15 protein-coding genes are annotated in these 17038 nt (G+C 62.9%); 2 read left to right on the top strand and 13 right to left on the bottom strand.

Annotated elements, in window-relative coordinates; genetic code table 11:
- Positions 1–8: 8 nt before the first annotated feature.
- The 13 genes from CKW15_RS24705 to CKW15_RS24645 all read right to left on the bottom strand — a co-directional run bounded on the left by CKW15_RS24705 (position 9) and on the right by CKW15_RS24645 (position 13668).
- The gene (locus tag CKW15_RS24705; protein WP_095152845.1) at positions 9–1217 is read right to left on the bottom strand and encodes an acetyl-CoA C-acyltransferase; all 1209 of its coding nucleotides are present in this window, start codon (positions 1215–1217) and stop codon (positions 9–11) included.
- Positions 1218–1224: 7 nt separating this feature from the next.
- Entirely contained in the window at positions 1225–1695 is a 471-nt protein-coding gene (locus tag CKW15_RS24700; protein ID WP_095152844.1) for a MaoC family dehydratase, read from the bottom strand.
- Between the two features lie 10 nt (positions 1696–1705).
- The gene (locus CKW15_RS24695) at positions 1706–2491 is read right to left on the bottom strand and encodes an SDR family oxidoreductase (RefSeq protein WP_095152843.1); all 786 of its coding nucleotides are present in this window, start codon (positions 2489–2491) and stop codon (positions 1706–1708) included.
- 1474 nt (positions 2492–3965) lie between these two features.
- The gene (locus CKW15_RS24690; RefSeq protein ID WP_095152842.1) at positions 3966–4844 is read right to left on the bottom strand and encodes an SDR family oxidoreductase; all 879 of its coding nucleotides are present in this window, start codon (positions 4842–4844) and stop codon (positions 3966–3968) included.
- A 56-nt stretch (positions 4845–4900) separates the two neighbouring features.
- Positions 4901–6052 (bottom strand): acetyl-CoA C-acetyltransferase, encoded by a 1152-nt coding sequence (locus tag CKW15_RS24685; protein ID WP_060543482.1) that lies wholly within the window; start codon positions 6050–6052, stop codon positions 4901–4903.
- Positions 6053–6055: 3 nt separating this feature from the next.
- Complete coding sequence (locus CKW15_RS24680; RefSeq protein WP_095152841.1) at positions 6056–7114, bottom strand: acyl-CoA dehydrogenase family protein; 1059 nt, start codon at positions 7112–7114, stop codon at positions 6056–6058.
- A gap of 10 nt (positions 7115–7124) precedes the next feature.
- Positions 7125–8288 carry an acyl-CoA dehydrogenase family protein gene (locus CKW15_RS24675; protein WP_095152840.1) on the bottom strand — a complete coding sequence of 388 codons (1164 nt, stop codon included), beginning with the start codon at positions 8286–8288 and terminating at the stop codon, positions 7125–7127.
- Positions 8289–8297: 9 nt separating this feature from the next.
- Positions 8298–9050 (bottom strand): enoyl-CoA hydratase family protein, encoded by a 753-nt coding sequence (locus CKW15_RS24670; protein WP_095152839.1) that lies wholly within the window; start codon positions 9048–9050, stop codon positions 8298–8300.
- Positions 9047–10159 (bottom strand): nitronate monooxygenase family protein, encoded by a 1113-nt coding sequence (locus CKW15_RS24665; RefSeq protein WP_095061058.1) that lies wholly within the window; start codon positions 10157–10159, stop codon positions 9047–9049. Before CKW15_RS24665 ends, CKW15_RS24670 begins: the two co-directional genes overlap by 4 nt.
- Complete coding sequence (locus CKW15_RS24660; RefSeq protein ID WP_095061060.1) at positions 10156–11064, bottom strand: enoyl-CoA hydratase; 909 nt, start codon at positions 11062–11064, stop codon at positions 10156–10158. The genes CKW15_RS24665 and CKW15_RS24660 overlap by 4 nt, the downstream gene beginning before the upstream one ends.
- 15 nt (positions 11065–11079) lie before the next feature.
- On the bottom strand, positions 11080–11877 hold the full coding sequence (locus CKW15_RS24655) for a CoA-transferase subunit beta (RefSeq protein ID WP_095061062.1): 798 nt from the start codon (positions 11875–11877) through the stop codon (positions 11080–11082).
- Positions 11878–11889: 12 nt separating this feature from the next.
- On the bottom strand, positions 11890–12765 hold the full coding sequence (locus CKW15_RS24650) for a CoA transferase subunit A (protein ID WP_095152838.1): 876 nt from the start codon (positions 12763–12765) through the stop codon (positions 11890–11892).
- Positions 12766–12777: 12 nt separating this feature from the next.
- Positions 12778–13668, bottom strand: a complete 891-nt coding sequence (locus tag CKW15_RS24645) for a VOC family protein (RefSeq protein WP_095061066.1) — start codon at positions 13666–13668, stop codon at positions 12778–12780.
- A 263-nt stretch (positions 13669–13931) separates the two neighbouring features.
- On the opposite strand from CKW15_RS24645, the gene CKW15_RS24640 reads away from it, so the two are divergent.
- On the top strand, positions 13932–15104 hold the full coding sequence (locus CKW15_RS24640; RefSeq protein ID WP_095061068.1) for an acyl-CoA dehydrogenase family protein: 1173 nt from the start codon (positions 13932–13934) through the stop codon (positions 15102–15104).
- On the top strand, positions 15101–16294 hold the full coding sequence (locus CKW15_RS24635; RefSeq protein ID WP_095061070.1) for an acyl-CoA dehydrogenase family protein: 1194 nt from the start codon (positions 15101–15103) through the stop codon (positions 16292–16294). The genes CKW15_RS24640 and CKW15_RS24635 overlap by 4 nt, the downstream gene beginning before the upstream one ends.
- Positions 16295–17038 lie beyond the last annotated feature (744 nt).

The raw sequence follows: 17038 nt of genomic DNA, 5'->3' as shown, positions 1-17038 counted from the left end.
CGCTCGCCTCACGGCAGTTCGAACAGGCCTGCGGCGCCCATGCCGCCACCGATGCACATGGCAATGACCACATAGCGCACACCGCGCCGCCGTCCTTCGAGCAAGGCGTGGCCGACCATCCGCGCGCCGGACATACCGAAAGGATGCCCGATGGCAATCGCCCCACCATTCACGTTCAGGCGATCAGCCGGGATCTGCAGCGCATCGCGACAATGCAACACTTGGCTGGCAAAGGCCTCGTTGATTTCCCACAGGCCGATATCCGCGACCCCCAAGCCAAAGCGCTTGAGCAGCTTGGGAATGGCGATCACCGGGCCGATGCCCATTTCTTCTGGCGCGCAGCCGCCCACGGCAATACCGCGGTAGATGCCCAGTGGCGTCAATCCGCGACGCTTGGCCTCGGCACGACTCATCAGCAGGCTGGCCGCGGCACCGTCGGAGAATTGCGAGGCGTTGCCAGCGGTGACGAACTCGCCCTGCTCGATCCATTTGCCGTCCTTCCACACCGGCTTCAATCCGGCCAGATCTTCCAGGCGCGTATTGGGCCGGTTGCACTCGTCGCGCAGGACCTCCACGCGTTCATGGCCATTGGGCTGGCCATCGGCGGCGAACAGCAGCTTGTCGACGCTCAGGCCGACAATTTCCTCGTCGAACAGGCCATCACGCTGGGCGGCAGCGGTGCGTAGCTGGCTTTGCAGCGAGTATTCATCCTGGGCGGCGCGGCTAATGCCATAGCGGCGCGAGACAATCTCGGCGGTTTCGATCATCGGAATGTAGGCGCTGGGCATCACCTGCAGCACGGCTTCAGACTGCGCGCGAAAGCTGTTCTTGTGTTTGGTCTGGGTCAGCGACAGGGATTCCACGCCGCCGCCGATGGCGATGTTCATCTCGCCGGTCATGATGCCCTTCGCTGCCACACCGATACTCATCAGGCCGGAAGCGCACATCCGGTCCAGAGCCATACCCGGCACGCTGTCCGGCAATCCACCGGTGTAGGCACAGAGCCGACCGATGTTGTAGGCCTGGGTGCCCTGCTGGACCGCCGCGCCCATGATCACATCCTCGACATCAGCCGGCTCGATGCCGGCGCGCTCGACCACCGCGCGCACGACATGGCCGCCCAGCACCGGGGCCTCGGTATCGTTGAAGGATCCGCGAAACGACTTGGCCAGCGCGGTACGGGCGGTGGCGACGATGACAACTTCATTCAGGTCCATGGGCAACTCACTCGGAAATTGGGTTGAAGGTGTAGCGGCTTATGGTGTCGATCACGCAGCCCGGGCGCGTCTGGCCCTCGACTTCCATGGTCATGCGCACCACCAGTTGCACGGCGTCGCCCAGGGTTTCGGCGCGGATGATCTGGCCGCTGCCGCGCACTCGCGAGTCGACCTTGACCGGTGCAGGGAAGCGCACCCGGTCGCTGCCGTAGTTGACGCCCATGGCCATGTTTTCGATGGTCATCAGCTGCGGCATGAACAGATTGGACAGGGACTGAGTCAGGTAGCCGTGGGCAATGCAGGCACCAAAAGGACCGCTGGCGGCACGCACCGGGTCGACATGAATCCACTGGTGATCACTGGTCGCTTCGGCGAACAGGTCGATGCGTTGCTGGTCGATGGTCAGCCATTCGGTGTGGCCCAGGTCCAGGCCTTCGGCCGCAAGCAACGCCTGGGCACTGCTGAAAACGTGACTCATGATTGAATCCTCAAGCCTGTTGCGAACTGACGGACAGCACTTCGCCGACCATGTAGGAGGCATAGTCGCTGGCCAGGAACATCATCACGTTGGCCACTTCCCAGACTTCGGCGGCGCGACCGAACGCCTCACGCCCGGCGAGACTGGCTAGCAACTCTTCACTGGAGGCTTTCTTGAGGAAGTCGTGCAGGGCAATCGATGGCGATACCGCATTGATGCGCACACCAAACTCGGCGGCTTCAAGCGCACTGCAGCGGGTCAGCGCCATCACCCCGGCCTTGGCGGCGGCGTAATGGGCTTGTTCCTTCTGTGCCCGCCAACCGAGCACCGAGGCGTTGTTGACGATGGCGCCCGAACCACGGCGCTGCATGTGCGGCAACATCGCCCGCGTCATGCGGAAGGTACCGGTCAAGGTCACATCCAGCACCCGCAACCATTCTTCGTCACTCATCTCGACCACGCGCTTTTGACCACCCAAGCCCGCGTTGTTGATCAGCACATCGACCCCGCCCAACGCCTCTTCGGCGGCAGCCACCAGGGCCTGGACTTCGTCTTCGACAGTGACATTGCACAGCTGGCCATAAATCGCCTGCAGACCAGTCTCGGCCTTGAGGCGCTCCACTGCGTCTTCCAGGCGCCGCGAATGCACATCGGAAATCATCAGCGCTCGACAGCCTTCCTCAGCACTGCGGCGGGCCGCCGAATAACCGATGCCAGCGCCGGCAGCAGCGGTAATCAACACCGATTTTCCAGCCAGCAGTTGATGACCTGGCACATAAGGGGGGGCTTGTTTCACAGCGTCTACCTCCGAAGAAATCAATACGCTGCAGTTGTACGGAGGGAGCGATGCGGGCGCATCGTCAAAATGGGGTATGAAGGTGGAGAAGGATGACGTGGTGCAACGGATACACTGCGGTGCTAGCAAGATCAAAAGATCGCAGCCTTCGGCAGCTCCTACAGGGGGACGCGTTCACCAGAGATCAGGTCGGCCCGTAGGCCGCCTCGCTTTGGTTTTGGCTTTTGATCTTCTTGCCCCATCGAGAGGCCGAGCGCAGGTTCTGCGCAGTGGGTAACCCGGCATGGATGCCGGGTTAGCCGCGCACGGCCATGGATGGCCGATCGCGGCGGGCCCACGGAGCAGGACCGGAGCGAGGGTATGCCGAGCCACAGCGAGGCACCGAACGAAAGGGGCAAGAGCCCTTGGTTACTTGGGGCTTTTCCAAGTAACCCGCTGTAAGAGCGGAACCGTAAGTGGCCGTTACCGCAGGAATGGATATTTACTCGGTCAAAATCCAGGTCGGCTGTCAGGCCGCTATCGCTGGCAAGCCAGCTCCTACAGTAGATCGGGTACAGCTGCCAGAGATGGGTCGGCTGTCAGGCCGCCATCGCTGGCAAGCCAGCTCCTACAGGGGGACGCGTTCACCAGAGATCAGGTCGGCCCTTAGGCCGCCTCGCTTTGGCTTTGGCTTTGGCTTTTGATCTTCTTGCCCCATCGAGAGGCCGAGCGCAGGTTCTGCGCAGTGGGCAACCCGGCATGGATGCCGGGTTAGCCGCGCACGGCCATGGATGGCCGATCGCGGCGGGCCCACGGAGCAGGACCGGAGCGAGGGCATGCCGAGCCACAGCGAGGCACCGAACGAAAGGGGCAAGAGCCCTTGGTTACTTGGGGCTTTTCCAAGTAACCCGCTGTAAGAGCGGAACCGTAAGTGGCCGTTACCGCAGGAATGGATATTTACTCGGTCAAAATCCAGGTCGGCTGTCAGGCCGCTATCGCTGGCAAGCCAGCTCCTACAGGGGGATGCGTTCACCAGAGATCAGGTCGGCCCGTAGGCTGCCTCGCTTTTGCTTTTGATCTACTTGCCCCATCGAGAGGCCGAGCGCAGGTTCGGCGCAGTGGGTAACCCGGCATGGATGCCGGGTTAGCCGCGCACGGCCATGGATGGCCGATCGCGGCGGGCCCACGGAGCAGGACCGGAGCGAGGGTATGCCGAGCCACAGCGAGGCACCGAACGAAAGGGGCAAGAGCCCTTGGTTACTTGGGGCTTTTCCAAGTAACCCGCTGTAAGAGCGGAACCGTAAGTGGCCGTTACCGCAGGAATGGATATTTACTCGGTCAAAATCCAGGTCGGCTGTCAGGCCGCTATCGCTGGCAAGCCAGCTCCTACAGTAGATCGGGTACAGCTGCCAGAGATGGGTCGGTTGTGAGGTCGCCATCGCTGGCAAGCCAGCTCCTACAGTTGATCGAGTGAGTCCGCGAGTGAGGCGGGGCTTCAAGTGCCCCAGACTTTCTGCGCCTTCGGCGCTTCGGCGAGGATCGCATCCACTGCCGCGCCGATTTCTTCTGCCTGCCACAACGCGCCTTTGTCGCGAGTGACGCCGGTGCGCCAGCCGTCACCGAGGGAAATTCGCCCGCCCTGACTTTCGAAGATCTGACCGCTGACGTGAGCCGACGCAGGGCTTCCCAGCCACACCACCAGCGGCGCAACGTTTTCCGCGGCCCAAGCATCAAAGCTACCGTCCTCGGGTTTTTTCACCACGTCGGGCATGGCGCCCTCGGTCATCGAGGTGCGTGCGGCCGGTGCCAGCGCGTTGGCGGTGACGCCGTAGCGAGCCAGTTCCGCCGCTTGCACCAGGGTCAGTGAAGCAATGCCGCCCTTGGCCGCCGAATAATTGGACTGTCCCACCGAGCCTTGCAGGCCGGCGCCGGAGCTGGTGTTGATGATCCGCGCATCAACCGGTGTGCCGGCCTTGGCCAGGTCGCGCCAGCGGCGGCCCAGGATGTTGGCCAGGCAGTAATGACCCTTGAGATGGACGCGCATAACCATGTCCCAGTCTTCTTCACTGAGGCTGATGAACATGCGGTCGCGCAACACCCCGGCATTGTTGATCAACACATGCACTTCACCGAACGCCGCAAATGCTGCATCGACGATGCGCTGCGCGGTGGCCAGGGTCGTAATGTCGTCGCTGTTGGCAATCGCCTGACCACCGTTGGCGCGAATCTCACCTGCCACATCTTCTGCAGCCTCGGCGCGAATATCGTTGACCACCACGTTGGCCCCTTGCGCAGCGAACGCCAGGGCGTAGGCGCGACCGAGTCCTCCGCCGGCCCCGGTGATGATCACGGTGCGGTCTGCACACATAGCCATGTTTGACTCCTCAAATGTTGGGTGGCCGCGCACCCGAAGCGGCGGCCGGCAAAAAATCACAAGCGTTCGATAATGGTCACGTTGGCCTGGCCGCCGCCTTCACACATGGTTTGCAAGCCATAGCGACCACCGCTGCACTCCAGTTCGTTGAGCAGCGTGGTCATCAGTCGTGCGCCGGTTGCGCCCAGCGGATGGCCGAGGGCAATCGCACCGCCATTGACGTTAGTGCGCGCAGGGTCGTAATCCAGCTCCTTGGCCCAAGCCATGACGACCGAGGCAAAGGCTTCGTTGATCTCCACGCGGTCGATGTCGGCCATGCTCAGGCCGCTTTTGGCCAAGGCCCGGCGGGTAGCCGCAATCGGGGCGGTGAGGTGCCAGATCGGATCGTCACCGAGCACCGTCAACTGATGAATCCGTGCCCGTGGCGTCAGGTCGTAGCGCTTGAGCGCCGCCTCGGACACCACCAGCAACGCCGCCGAGGCGTCGCAGGTCTGGCTGGAAACGGCCGCGGTGATCGAGGGAAATTGCGGGTCCACCGGTTGCAATTCGGCCATCTTCGCCAGGCTGCTGTGGCGCGGGGTTTCATCCACCGCCAGGCCCTGGCAGCTGACGATTTCCCGGGCAAAGCGGCCACTGGCGATGGCCGCCAAAGCGCGTTCGTGGCTTTGCAAAGCAAACGCTTCCATTTGCTCGCGGCTGATCTGCCAGTGATCGGCAATCCGTTGTGCCGCGTAGAACTGGTTCACTGGCTGCTGGCCAAACCGCGCGCGCCAGCCGACGCTGCCCGAGAACGGATCAGCAAAACCCAGCGGCTGGCCGGCGAGCATCGCCGAGGAAATCGGGATCTGGGTCATGGTCTGTACCCCGCCCACCGCAACCACATCCTGGGTGCCGCTCATCACCGCCTGCGCGGCGAAGTGCAGCGCCTGTTGCGACGACCCGCACTGGCGATCGACTGTGGTGCCGGGCACCGTCAGGGGTAAACCGGCGGCTAGCCAACTGGTGCGCGCGATATCGCCGGCCTGGGAACCGATGGTGTCGACGCAACCGAATATCACGTCGTCATAATCTTCCGCAGGGATCGCATTGCGCTCCACCAGCGCCTTGAGCACATGGGCGCCCAGGTCAATCGCGTGGATCTCGCTCAGCCCTCCCTTGCGTTTGCCGGTAGGGCTGCGCAGTGCATCAACAATGTAGGCCTGTGCCATGACTCATTCCTCGAAAGTATGCCCCGGCCCCAGGCCGGTGGCGTCGGCGAACAGGTAGTCGCTGACACGGGTTTTGTGAAAGCCGCGGTCCCCCCAGGACGCATCGAGGGCCCAGGCTCGCTTCATGAACATTTGCAGATCCACTTCCCAGGTGTACCCCATCGCACCGTGCACCTGGATGCCTTTGCGCGCGGCAATCCAGCTCGCCTCATTCGCCGCCAGACGCGCTTGGGAAACCCAGACGCCAGCGTTGTCGTCGCCTCGAGCCAAGGCATGGGCGGCGCGGTACAGCACCGGTTTGGCCTGTTCGATGTAACGGGCAACGTCGGCCAGGTGATGTTTGACCGCCTGGAAACTGCCGATCGGTTTGCCGAACTGTTTGCGTTGGGCCACGTAGTCCACCGACAGGTCCAGCATGCGCTGCGCCAGCCCTAACAGTTGCCCGGCCACCGACAGCGCGCCACGGTCCAACAGGCGTTCCTGCAAAGCCCGACCCTGCTCGCCGCTGGCCACGCAGGTCGCCGCGGACGGAGTCCAGCTCACCCGGCCCAGACGTCGCGAAGCATCGATGCTAGGGTGGTTTTCCACGTTCACTTCGGATCGCGACACCACGTGAATGTCGTCGCCGTCGGTGAGTATCAGCACTTCGGCCAGTTGCGCGTCGCTGACCAGGGCATTGACTGGATGACTGATTGCCATGCGCAAACTGCCATCGGCGATCCGTGGCAACAGATCGGCGCGGGCGGGATGCCCCGCGGGCAGAGCGGCGAGCAAGCCACTGGCGACATAGGCGGTGTCGGCCAATGAATCAGGAATGGCGTAGTAACCCAGATCCTGGGTCATCAGCGCCCAGGTCACATCGTCCATACCTAGGCCACCTTCAGCCTCGGGCACCGACAAAGCGGTCAGGCCCTGATCAGCGATCTTGTTGCGCAAGTCCCGAGAACGCCCGGCATCGGTCTCCCAGATTTCCCTGAGCATTTCCGGTGCAGCTTCGGTCATCAGGAAACGACTGATGGCTTCGCGGAACGCCAACTGGTCATCGTTAAAAGTGAAGTCCATGGGCGGCTCCTTATTTCGGCAAGCCGAGCATCCGCTCGGCAATGATGTTGCGCTGGATTTCGTTGGTGCCGGCGTAGATCGGGCCGGATTGGGCGAACAGGAAGCCCTCCAGCCAACCCGCCGCATCACCTGCCTGCGCGCCCTTGTCCAGCAATTCTCCACGCGTGCCGAGAATGCGCATGGCGGTCTCGTGCATCTTCAGGTCCAGCTCTGACCAGATGATTTTGTTGATGCTCGACTCGGCGCCGACCTGCTCGCCTCGGCTCAAACGCCCGACGGTGTAATAGGCCGACAGCGCGTAGGCCTCGGCGCCCATCCAGGTCTCCAACACCGCCTCGCGCAGACCCGGGTCGCGGTCGGCACTGGCGCGGTTCGCCTTATACAGTTCGACCAGCTTGCGGGCCGTGGCCTGGAAACGCGCCGGGGAACGCAACAGCAGCCCGCGCTCGAAACCGGCGGTGGCCATTGCCACGTGCCAGCCCTGTCCTTGCTCACCGATGCGGTTGGCCACCGGCACTCGCACATCGTCGAAAAACACTTCGGCAAAAGCATCTTTGCCATTGAGCGCCTTGATCGAGCGAATGCTCACCCCCGGCGTGTCCAGCGGCACCATGATGAACGACAGACCGTGGTGACGAGCCGATCCTGGCTCGCTGCGGAACAGGCCGAACAGCCAGTCGGCGTAGATCGCCCGGGTCGACCAGGTTTTCTGCCCATTGATCACGTAATGATCGCCGTCGAGCAGCGCCTTGCTGGTGATCGCCGCCATGTCGGAACCGGCGTTGGGCTCCGACCAACCTTGCGCCCACATGTCCAGGCTGGCGGCCATGCGTGGCAGGAAACGCTTTTTCTGCTCTGGGGTGCCAAATTCCATCAGCGTTGGTCCCAGCAGCAACTGACCGTTCTGGTTGACGCGCATCGGTGCGCCGGCACCGTAATACTCCTCCTCGAAGATCAGCCACTCGATCAAGTCGCTACCGCGACCGCCGAGTTCGGCCGGCCACATCACCATCGACCAGCGGCTCTCGAACAGCTTGGCCTCCCAGGCGCGGTGCTGTTCAAAGCCTTCGCGGGTGTCATAGCTCGCCAGGGGCTCGCGTGGCAGGTTGGCGGCCAGCCAGGCACGGACTTCGGCGCGGAAGGCGTTTTGCTTGGGGGTATAAGTCAGGTCCATGGCGTTATCTCAGAACTTGGCGTCGCGTTTTTCGACGAAGGCCCGGCGCGTTTCCGCGGAGTCCGGGCTGCTGTAGGCCTGCATGGTGAAGCCCTGTTCCCAGCGGTATTTATCTTCCAGATTGCCGTCTTCGATGCCGTTCAAGGCTTCCTTGGCGATGCGAATCATCCCCGGGCTTTTTTCGGCAATTTTTGCGGCGATGCCCAAGGCGGTTTCACGCAACTGGTCCTTGCTGACGATCCGTTCGATAAAGCCGTACTGAAGGGCTTCGGGTGCGCCGATGCTGTCGCCGGTAAAGAACAGGTAGCGAACTTTCTGCACCGGGAACAGACGTTGCAGATGTGCACCGCCCCCCATGGCCCCACGGTCGACTTCCGGCAAGGCGAAGGTCGCGCATTCAGAAGCGACAACGATGTCCGCCGCCCCGGTGATACCAATGCCGCCACCGAGGACAAAACCATGCACCGCGACAATCACCGGCACCGGGTTGCGGTGCACGGCCTTGAAGGTCGCGTAATTACCGGCATTGACCTCGACGATGCGCTCCGGGTACTTGTCCAGTTCCTTGATGTCGACACCCGCGCAAAATCCGCGGCCTTCGGCGCGGATAACGATCACCCGCACCTCGGGGTTGGCACCAAGGGTTTCGATCTGTTGCGCCAAGGCTTGCCACTCCTGGCTGTCCAGGGCGTTGACCGGTGGTTTGGCGATCACCAGCTCAGCGATCCCCTGATTGAGTTGTGTGGTAAATGCCGGGTTCATAGGGGTTCTCCAATGCTGGCAGGATGGTGAGAGGGGCGTGCCTGGCTACGTGCCAGGAGCGCATCCAGGCATTGCTGGGCCTCGCTGGCGATGCCTTCGATGACTTCACGACAACTGAGCAACTCGCCGATGGCGGCGGCAACCTGGCCACTGGGCAGGATGCCTTCGTCCGGTGCGCCATCGACCATCGAGCGCTGCAACAGCACCGGCTGGTTGGCGGCCATCACCACTTGCGACAACGCGGAAGGGTCTTCACGCAGCGCGCGAACAAACACTGCGGCCATGTGTCCCAGGCTCATGCCAGTCTGCTGCTTCCACTGCCAGGCGCTGCCCAGAGCAATGCGCAGGCGACCGAAGGAACCCGCCTGTTCCAAGTGATTGATGAAGCGGTTTTCGATCATGCGGTGGCGCATGCCATCGACCGCCGTGGTCACGCGCACTTGCTGCGGATCGTTGACCTTCAGATAGTGTTCGAGCGTTGCGGCCGGGGTCGGCGATTCACGGGTCATGAGAAAACGCGTGCCCATGGCGATGCCTGCGCCGCCAGCGGCCAACACCGAGGCCAGGCCACGTCCGGTGGAAAACCCACCGGCCGCGATCACCGGCACCTTGACCGCCGCCAGCACCTGGGGCAGCAGGATCGAACTGGGTACGCCACCGGTGTGGCCACCGCCCTCACCGCCCTGAATGGTAATGAGGTCGGCGCCCAGTTCCACCGCCTTCAGCGCATGCTTCAATGCGCCAACAGTGGGAATGCACAACACCTTGGCTGCCTTGAAACGCGCGATGGTCTGTTTGTCCGGGCCGCGTCCGTAACTCACGGCGCGCAAGCGGTACTTGATCGCCAGGTCGACGCACTGCGTGGCGTTGTCCTGGAACATATGGAAATTGAGTCCGAAGTTGCTGCCGCCAGTGGCGTCGATCACCTTGAGAATTTCGCCTTCCAGTTCATCCGCCGCGATGGTCGCCCCTGCCAGAAAACCAAAACCTCCCGCTTGGGTCGTGGCGATCACCAGATTGGCGTCGGCGACCCAGCCCATCGCGGTTTGCACAATCGGATAACGGCAACCGAGGGCCTCGGTCAGCGGCGTATCGAGCCAGCTGTTCATTGGCTTTTGTCCTCGTCCTGCTTGTTGGCCCGAGCCATGCCTTTGGCATCGAAACCGCCGAGTTTGTCACCGGACAACAGCTCGTTATGGGCATGGGCAAAGTGGTGCCAGGCGAACACGGCATCCATTGCCGTGCGCTTGCCTTGCAGGTCTTCAACGTGGTTGATCGCCTGCTTGGTCAGCGCCAGGCCCATGCGCGGCTGGCGGGCGATGCCGGCGGCCAGGGCATAGGTGGCCGACTCCAGTTCTTCACGTGACACCAGGCGGTTGACCATGCCCACTTGCCAGGCGCGGTTGGCGCTCATGCGGTCACCGGTGAAGAGAAATTCCTTGGCAATACGCGGGTTCATTTCGTAGGGATGGGCAAAGTACTCCACCCCCGGAATGCCCATGCGCACCACCGGATCCTGGAAGAACGCGTCGTCGCTGGCGACGATCAGATCGCAGACCCAGGCCAGCATCAGCCCACCCGCGATACACGCGCCATGGACCATCGCGATGGTCGGCTTGGGCAGTTCACGCCAGCGTCGGCACATGCCCAGGTACACCTCCTGCTCGCGGGCATACAGCTGCTCGCCACCAGGCTTGTTGGTGTGATCCCACCACAGGTGCGCGCGCTCAAACGGCTTGTCGATATCGCGCCCCGGAGTGCCTATATCGTGGCCCGCCGAGAAGTGCTTGCCGTTGCCCCGCAGGACGATGACCTTGACGCTGTCGTCGTTCACCGCCTGGCGAAAGCACGCATCCAGGGCGTAGGTCATCTGCGAGTTTTGCGCGTTGTTGAAGGTTGGCCGGTTCAGCGTCAGCGTGGCGATACCCTCGGCCACGCTGTACAGCACCGGGGTGTCCGTCTCGTAGATGGCTTTGTCCTCGCGGACGATAAATTCACTGTCGCTGCTGTGCATGCTCGCCTCCTTGTCTCAGGCCGTACGGATGCCGGGCGGGTTGCCCTTGATCGTGGTGGCGCGGTAATCGTGGGGGTCGAGGCGGCGGATCAGGGCCAACTGCTCAGGGGTGGGGTGCACGGTTTCGTGCAACTGCGCGGACTTGAGCAACGGGAAACCGGTGTTCTCCTGAACCTGCTCGAAACTCACGCCGGGGTGCAACGAACGCACCTGCACCGCACGCTCCGGGCCATTGAAATCCAGGACGCACAGATCGCTGACCACGCAATGGATGTCCATCAAGTCGCGGCGCGCACCTTCGGGCCAGCGCTCGGCCTTGAAGCCGACACCGGAGACCATGTCCACTTCGCCGCTGACAAACACCCGCGTGTTATGGCTGGGCACGAAGAACGAGTTGAGGTGGTTGATGCTGTTGCCGGGCAAGCCCCGCACACCCAGGATCGCGGTCTTGGGCTTTTGATAGTCGCCGACGCAGGACAGATTGGTCTGGCCCCAACGGTCGATCTGGGTCGGGCCGATCATCGCGTGACGGCGACCACCCCAGACGCATTCGAAGACCCGCTCGAACGACATGTACCCCGAGTAACGCGGCACATAGTCACCACGCGGGCCGAGCGGGATCGGTTCTTCGACCAGGAACGCCTCGCTGTCGGTCATCAGCAGTTCCGGGCTGTGGGTCAGCTTGGCCAGGCTAGCGCCCAGACGCGGGATCACGCCCAGGCCCGAGGCAATCACCTCGCCATTGCCACGCCAGGCCTCGGAGGCGGCGACGATCATCAGTTCAGCGAGGGTGAAATCACAGGTTGCAGACATAGTCGCTAATCCTCAGAACACGGGAAGGGGCAAGGCGCCCATGGAGTCGGCACCACCGTTCTGTGCCTGATAGGCCTGCTCGCCACCGGCGATGTAGGTCTGCACATAGTCCTGCCAGCCGTTGTCCGCCTGGCTGCTGGCGACATAGTTTTTCAGGTGTTTGAGGTCCCAGCCGTAGTCGGGGGCGCAGAGCGTCGGGTGCGCACCGAGGGGCGCATGCACCACGCCGGTCACCAAGTAACGCTCGAAGGTGTTGAAGCGGGCCTGATCGGCGCTCAGCTCCAGGCGTTCTTCCAGGCGTTCGCAGGAGACAAAGCATTGCTTGGCAGCGCGGGCGAACAGGTGGTCAAAATATGGGTCGGGACCGGTCACCAGGCAGTTGCCCAAGCGATCGGCGACGTTGGCATGCAAGAACGCCACGTCGAGGTTGAGTGCCGGCATGGCCAGCAGCACCTCGCCATCGGCATAAGGCGACTGGATGGTCTTGAGCTCCGGATTCAGGCGCGTCACATCGGTTGCCAGGCCACAACGGGTCGGCAGGAACGGCAAGCGCATGCCGGCGGCGCGCAGGCCCCACTGGAACATGCCTTCGTCCAGCTCCATCAGCTCCAGCTCGCCGGCTTCGCGGGCCTTGCGGTAGTAGGGTTCCAGCGGAATGGCATCAAGGGTGGCGAAGCCGAACACCAGCTTCTTGACCTTGCCGGCAGCGCACAGCATGCCCACTTCGGGGCCACCGTAGGCGACCACGGTCAGGTCCTTGACCGGCGAACGCAGGATCTCGCGCACGATGGCCATCGGCTTGCGCCGCGGGCCCCAGCCGCCGAAACCGATGGTCATGCCATCGCGCAATTGAGCGACCGCATCGGCCGCTGTCAGTTGTTTGTTCATGTTGATCATTCCTTACTGTTGGCCGACCGAAAAGTCGTGCCCCCAAATGCTCACGCGAGTGAATTCGAATGCCGAATGCTCGGCCCAGTCGACCTGCAACCCGCCAAACCCGTACTCCAGATCGAACCCGGACGGCGTCTTCATGTAGAAACTGGTCATGCGGTCGTTCAGGTGCTGGCCGAGGGTGGCCGAGAGGCTCACGTCGTGGGCATGCAGGCGGTCATGGGCACGGCCGACTTCGGTCATCGAATCGACCTCGACCATCACGTGCACGCAGCCAGACGGCACCGGGTACTCGGCCAGTGCCAGACTGTGGTGACGGGCGTTCTGGCAATGCAGGAAGTGAATACGGATCGGCGGTGCCGACGGGCCAGGACGAAAGTTGAAAATGTCCGACAGCTCGAAACCGAGCACATCCTTGGCGAACGCCAGGGTGGCGTCGAAGTTCGGCGCCGGCAGCACCGTGTGGCCCAGGCCCATGTCGCCAGTGATGAAGCGCGGCACACCTTGGGGCGACACGAACGGCAGGCAATCGGAGCGATGGCCCCAGCTCAGTTCATGGCAGTTGCCGGAGGGGTCGGTGACTTTGACCAGCGCCTGTACACCGCGCTGATCGATCTCGGCGGCAGAGCCCGGCTGCCATTCGATGCAGGCCGCGCTCAGGTGCTCAAGTGCGGCCTGGAATGCCGGCTCATTGGCCAGCTCCCAACCGGAAGCCAGATAACGCGCCTCGCTGCCTTCGACGATCAGCATGCGAAACGGACGCTCGTCCATTTTCACGTACAAGCCACCGCCCGGCGCTGGCTGTACCTGCATGCCCAGCACGTCTTCGGCGTAACGCTGCCAATGGCTGAGGTTTTCGATCTGCGAGACGAAATAGCTCAAACCGCGAATGTCGATCATGCCTGGGTCCTCGTTGGCTGAATGGCTTACGTGGCTGGCATTGTGCGAAGCGCCGCCTTGCACTTCATCGTCCGTTGAGACTAAGCATCTGTGGGAGAGCGGCTTACCGGCGAAGGCGATTTCACGGACGCCTTCGCCGGCAAGCCGGGCTCCTACAGGGCGAAGCACGATGACGCAGTGTCCCTAGTCCGTTTTAGTGATTCGAACACCGCTCCCACCCGCTCAGACTTTGCGCATCCATCCGCCTTGCAGAGACCGCCCCCATGGAGTTCGCTTTTACCGAAGAGCACCTGATGATTCGCGACAGCGCCGAGCGTTTTCTCGCCCAGGCCAGCGACTCGCATGCCGTGCGTGCCGCGATGAACCGCCCGGATGCGCATGATCCCGAGGTCTGGCGGCGGATTGGTCAGGAGCTTTACTGGCCAGCGTTGATGGTGCCCGAGCGCTTTGGCGGCATGGGCCTGGGTTTTGTCGAACTCGCGATCCTGCTGGAACAAAGCGGTCGCTATCTGCTCGGCTCACCGCTATTCGCGACGGCATGCCTGGCCACCCCCGCCCTGTTGCTGGGGCACAATGAAGCCCTTCAGGAGTACTGGCTGGGGGCGATTGCCGCCGGCGAAACCCGCGCCACCCTGGCCTTCGCCAGTGTTCCGGGGCTGGAGGCTCGCAGCGTGCAAGTCGTGGCCGCACCGCGCCTCGGCGGCTGGACCCTTGACGGCCAGTACGCACAAGTTATCGATGGCGCCTCGGCCGACCTGCTGATTGTCGCCGCTCGTGCCCCCGACACTCAGGGCGAACAGGGCATTAGCCTGTTTGTCTTGCCGGGCGATACGCCGGGCGTGGTCCGCACTCCCCTGGCCACTCTGGACCAGACCCGCCGCCTGGCATGCATTGAATTGCATCAGGTGAAGGTCAGCGAGGCGCAGCTACTTTGCGGCCCCGAACAAGGCTGGACAGTGCTGCGCGACACCTTGTTGATCGCCGCCATCGGGCTTGCCGCCGAGCAGACCGGCGGTGCGCAACAGGCCCTGGACCTGACCCTGGCGTACATCGCCGAACGCCAGCAATTCAAACGCACCATTGCCAGTTTCCAGGCAATCAAGCACCGCTGCGCCGACATGATGCTGCAAGTCGAATGCGCCCGGTCGGCGGCCTATTACGCTGCCTGCGTGGCCCAGGAACGCCTGGACCCGAAAGGCGATGCCACTGTGGCCAAAGAGCTTGAGCAAGCCGCCGCCACTGCGAAAATCCACGCCAGCGAGGCGTTTTTCCATTGCGCTGCCGAGTCGATCCAACTGCATGGCGGCGTCGGTTTTACCTGGGAATACGATCCGCACCTGTACTTCAAACGTGCCCGCGCCGGCGAACACCTATTGGGCAGTCCGGCGTTGCACCGCGAGCGCCTGGCGGCTCATCTCTTGGGAGAACAAGCATGAAAATCGGTTTCAGTCGTGCAGACGAAGTGTTCCGCGAAGAAGTCGCCCAGTGGCTGGCCGAACACCTGAGCGGCGAGTTTTCGCCCTTGCGCTTTCGCGGTGGACCGGGGGATGAGCACAGCTTTCCCGAAGAACGCAAAGCCTGGGAACGCGAACTGGCTGCCGGTGGCTGGATCGGCGTGGGCTGGTCGAAAGATCACGGCGGACGCGGACTGAGCATCAGCCAGCAGGTGATCTTCCATGAGGAGTACGCCCGTGCCGGTGGCCCCGGGCGCATGGGTCATATCGGCGAAGGCCTGGTCGGCCCGACACTCGCCGCCTTCGGTACCCCGGCCCAGCAGCAGCGCCTGTTGCCCGGCATCCTCGACGGCAGCCAGTTCTGGTGCCAGGGCTATTCGGAACCGGGTGCCGGCTCGGACCTGGCCAACGTGCAGACCCGGGCGAAACTCGATGCCACGGGCGAGCACTGGCTGATCAGTGGGCAGAAGGTCTGGACCTCCCTGGCGCACGAGGCCGACTGGTGTTTCGTGCTGGCGCGCACCGAGCCTGGTAGCCAGGGGCATCACGGTTTGTCGTTCCTGCTGGTGCCGATGGCCCAGGACAGCATCCGCGTGCAACCGATCCAGCAACTGACCGGCACCAGTGAGTTCAATGAAGTATTTTTCGACCACACCGCCACCAGTGCCGACAACCTGATCGGCCAACCGGGCGATGGCTGGAAGATCGCCATGGCATTGCTGGGCTTCGAGCGTGGCGTATCGACGCTGGGCCAGCAGATGCAGTTCCACAACGAACTCGACGAGATCATCCGCATCGCCCGCGCCAACGGTGCCGCCCGCGACCCGCTGCTACGCCAGCGCATCGCCCAGGCCTGGGCCGGTCTCAAGGTGCTGCGCTACAACTCACTGCGTATGCTTTCAGGTGCGCAAGACGGCAACCTCGGACGCGAATCGATGATCTACAAACTGGCCTGGTCCACCTGGCACAGCGATCTGGGCAAACTTGCCATGGACGTGCTGGGCGACGCCGGGGAAATCCTCGACGCCGCGCCCTACCAGCTCAGCCGCTTGCAGTCGCTGTTCCTGTTCACCCGCTCCGACACCATTTACGGTGGCAGTAACGAGATTCAGCGCAATGTGATTGCCGAGCGGGCCCTGGGCATGCCGCGCGAACCGCGGGTGAACGCATGACCTGAACACCATCAAAAACCTGCTCGCGATGGCATTGTGTCTTTTATGGTGTACATATCCATTGCTGCGGTAACGACCACCTATGGTTCCGCTCTTACAGCGGGTCACTTGGAAGAGCCCCAAGTAACCAAGGGCTCTTGCCCCTTTCGTTCGGTGCCTCGCTAATGCTCGGCATGCCCTCGCTCCGGTCCTGCTCCGTGGGCCGCCGCCATCGGCCATCCATGGCCGGGGGCGGCTAACCCGGCATCCATGCCGGGTTGCCCACTGCGCAGAACCTCCACTCAGCCTCTCGAGGGGGCAAAAGAATCAAAAGCACTCGAGGCGGCCGACCGGCCGGCCTGGTCGGCAGCTCGTGCACATTTCCCTGTAGGAGCTGCCGAAGGCTGCGATCTTTTGATCTTGCTTGGCTTTTGATCTTGATCCACCCGCCCCGTTTCCAGAGGCCGAACGCAGGCGTTGCGCAGTGGGCATCCCGGCATGGATGCCGGGATAGCCGCGCACGGCCATGGATGGCCGATCGCGGCGGGCCCACGGAGCAATGCCGGAGTGAGGGCACCCCGAGCCTCAGCGAGGGGCCGAATGGTGGGGCAAGACCTTTTGGTTCCTTTTGGGGCGTTCCCTCCGTGTCAGGCTACCTGTCACCCTTGTTGATTGACTCATTCATTCAAGAGGGCGAAGGTGCATAACAATGTCCAATCTAGGCAAACGCTACGACGACGACTTCAAAGATTGGGTCGTCTTGCA

The sequence above is a fragment of the Pseudomonas sp. Irchel s3b5 genome (genome assembly GCF_900187435.1).
GTDB lineage: Bacteria > Pseudomonadota > Gammaproteobacteria > Pseudomonadales > Pseudomonadaceae > Aquipseudomonas.
This window is presented reverse-complemented; position numbering and strand designations above follow the sequence as displayed.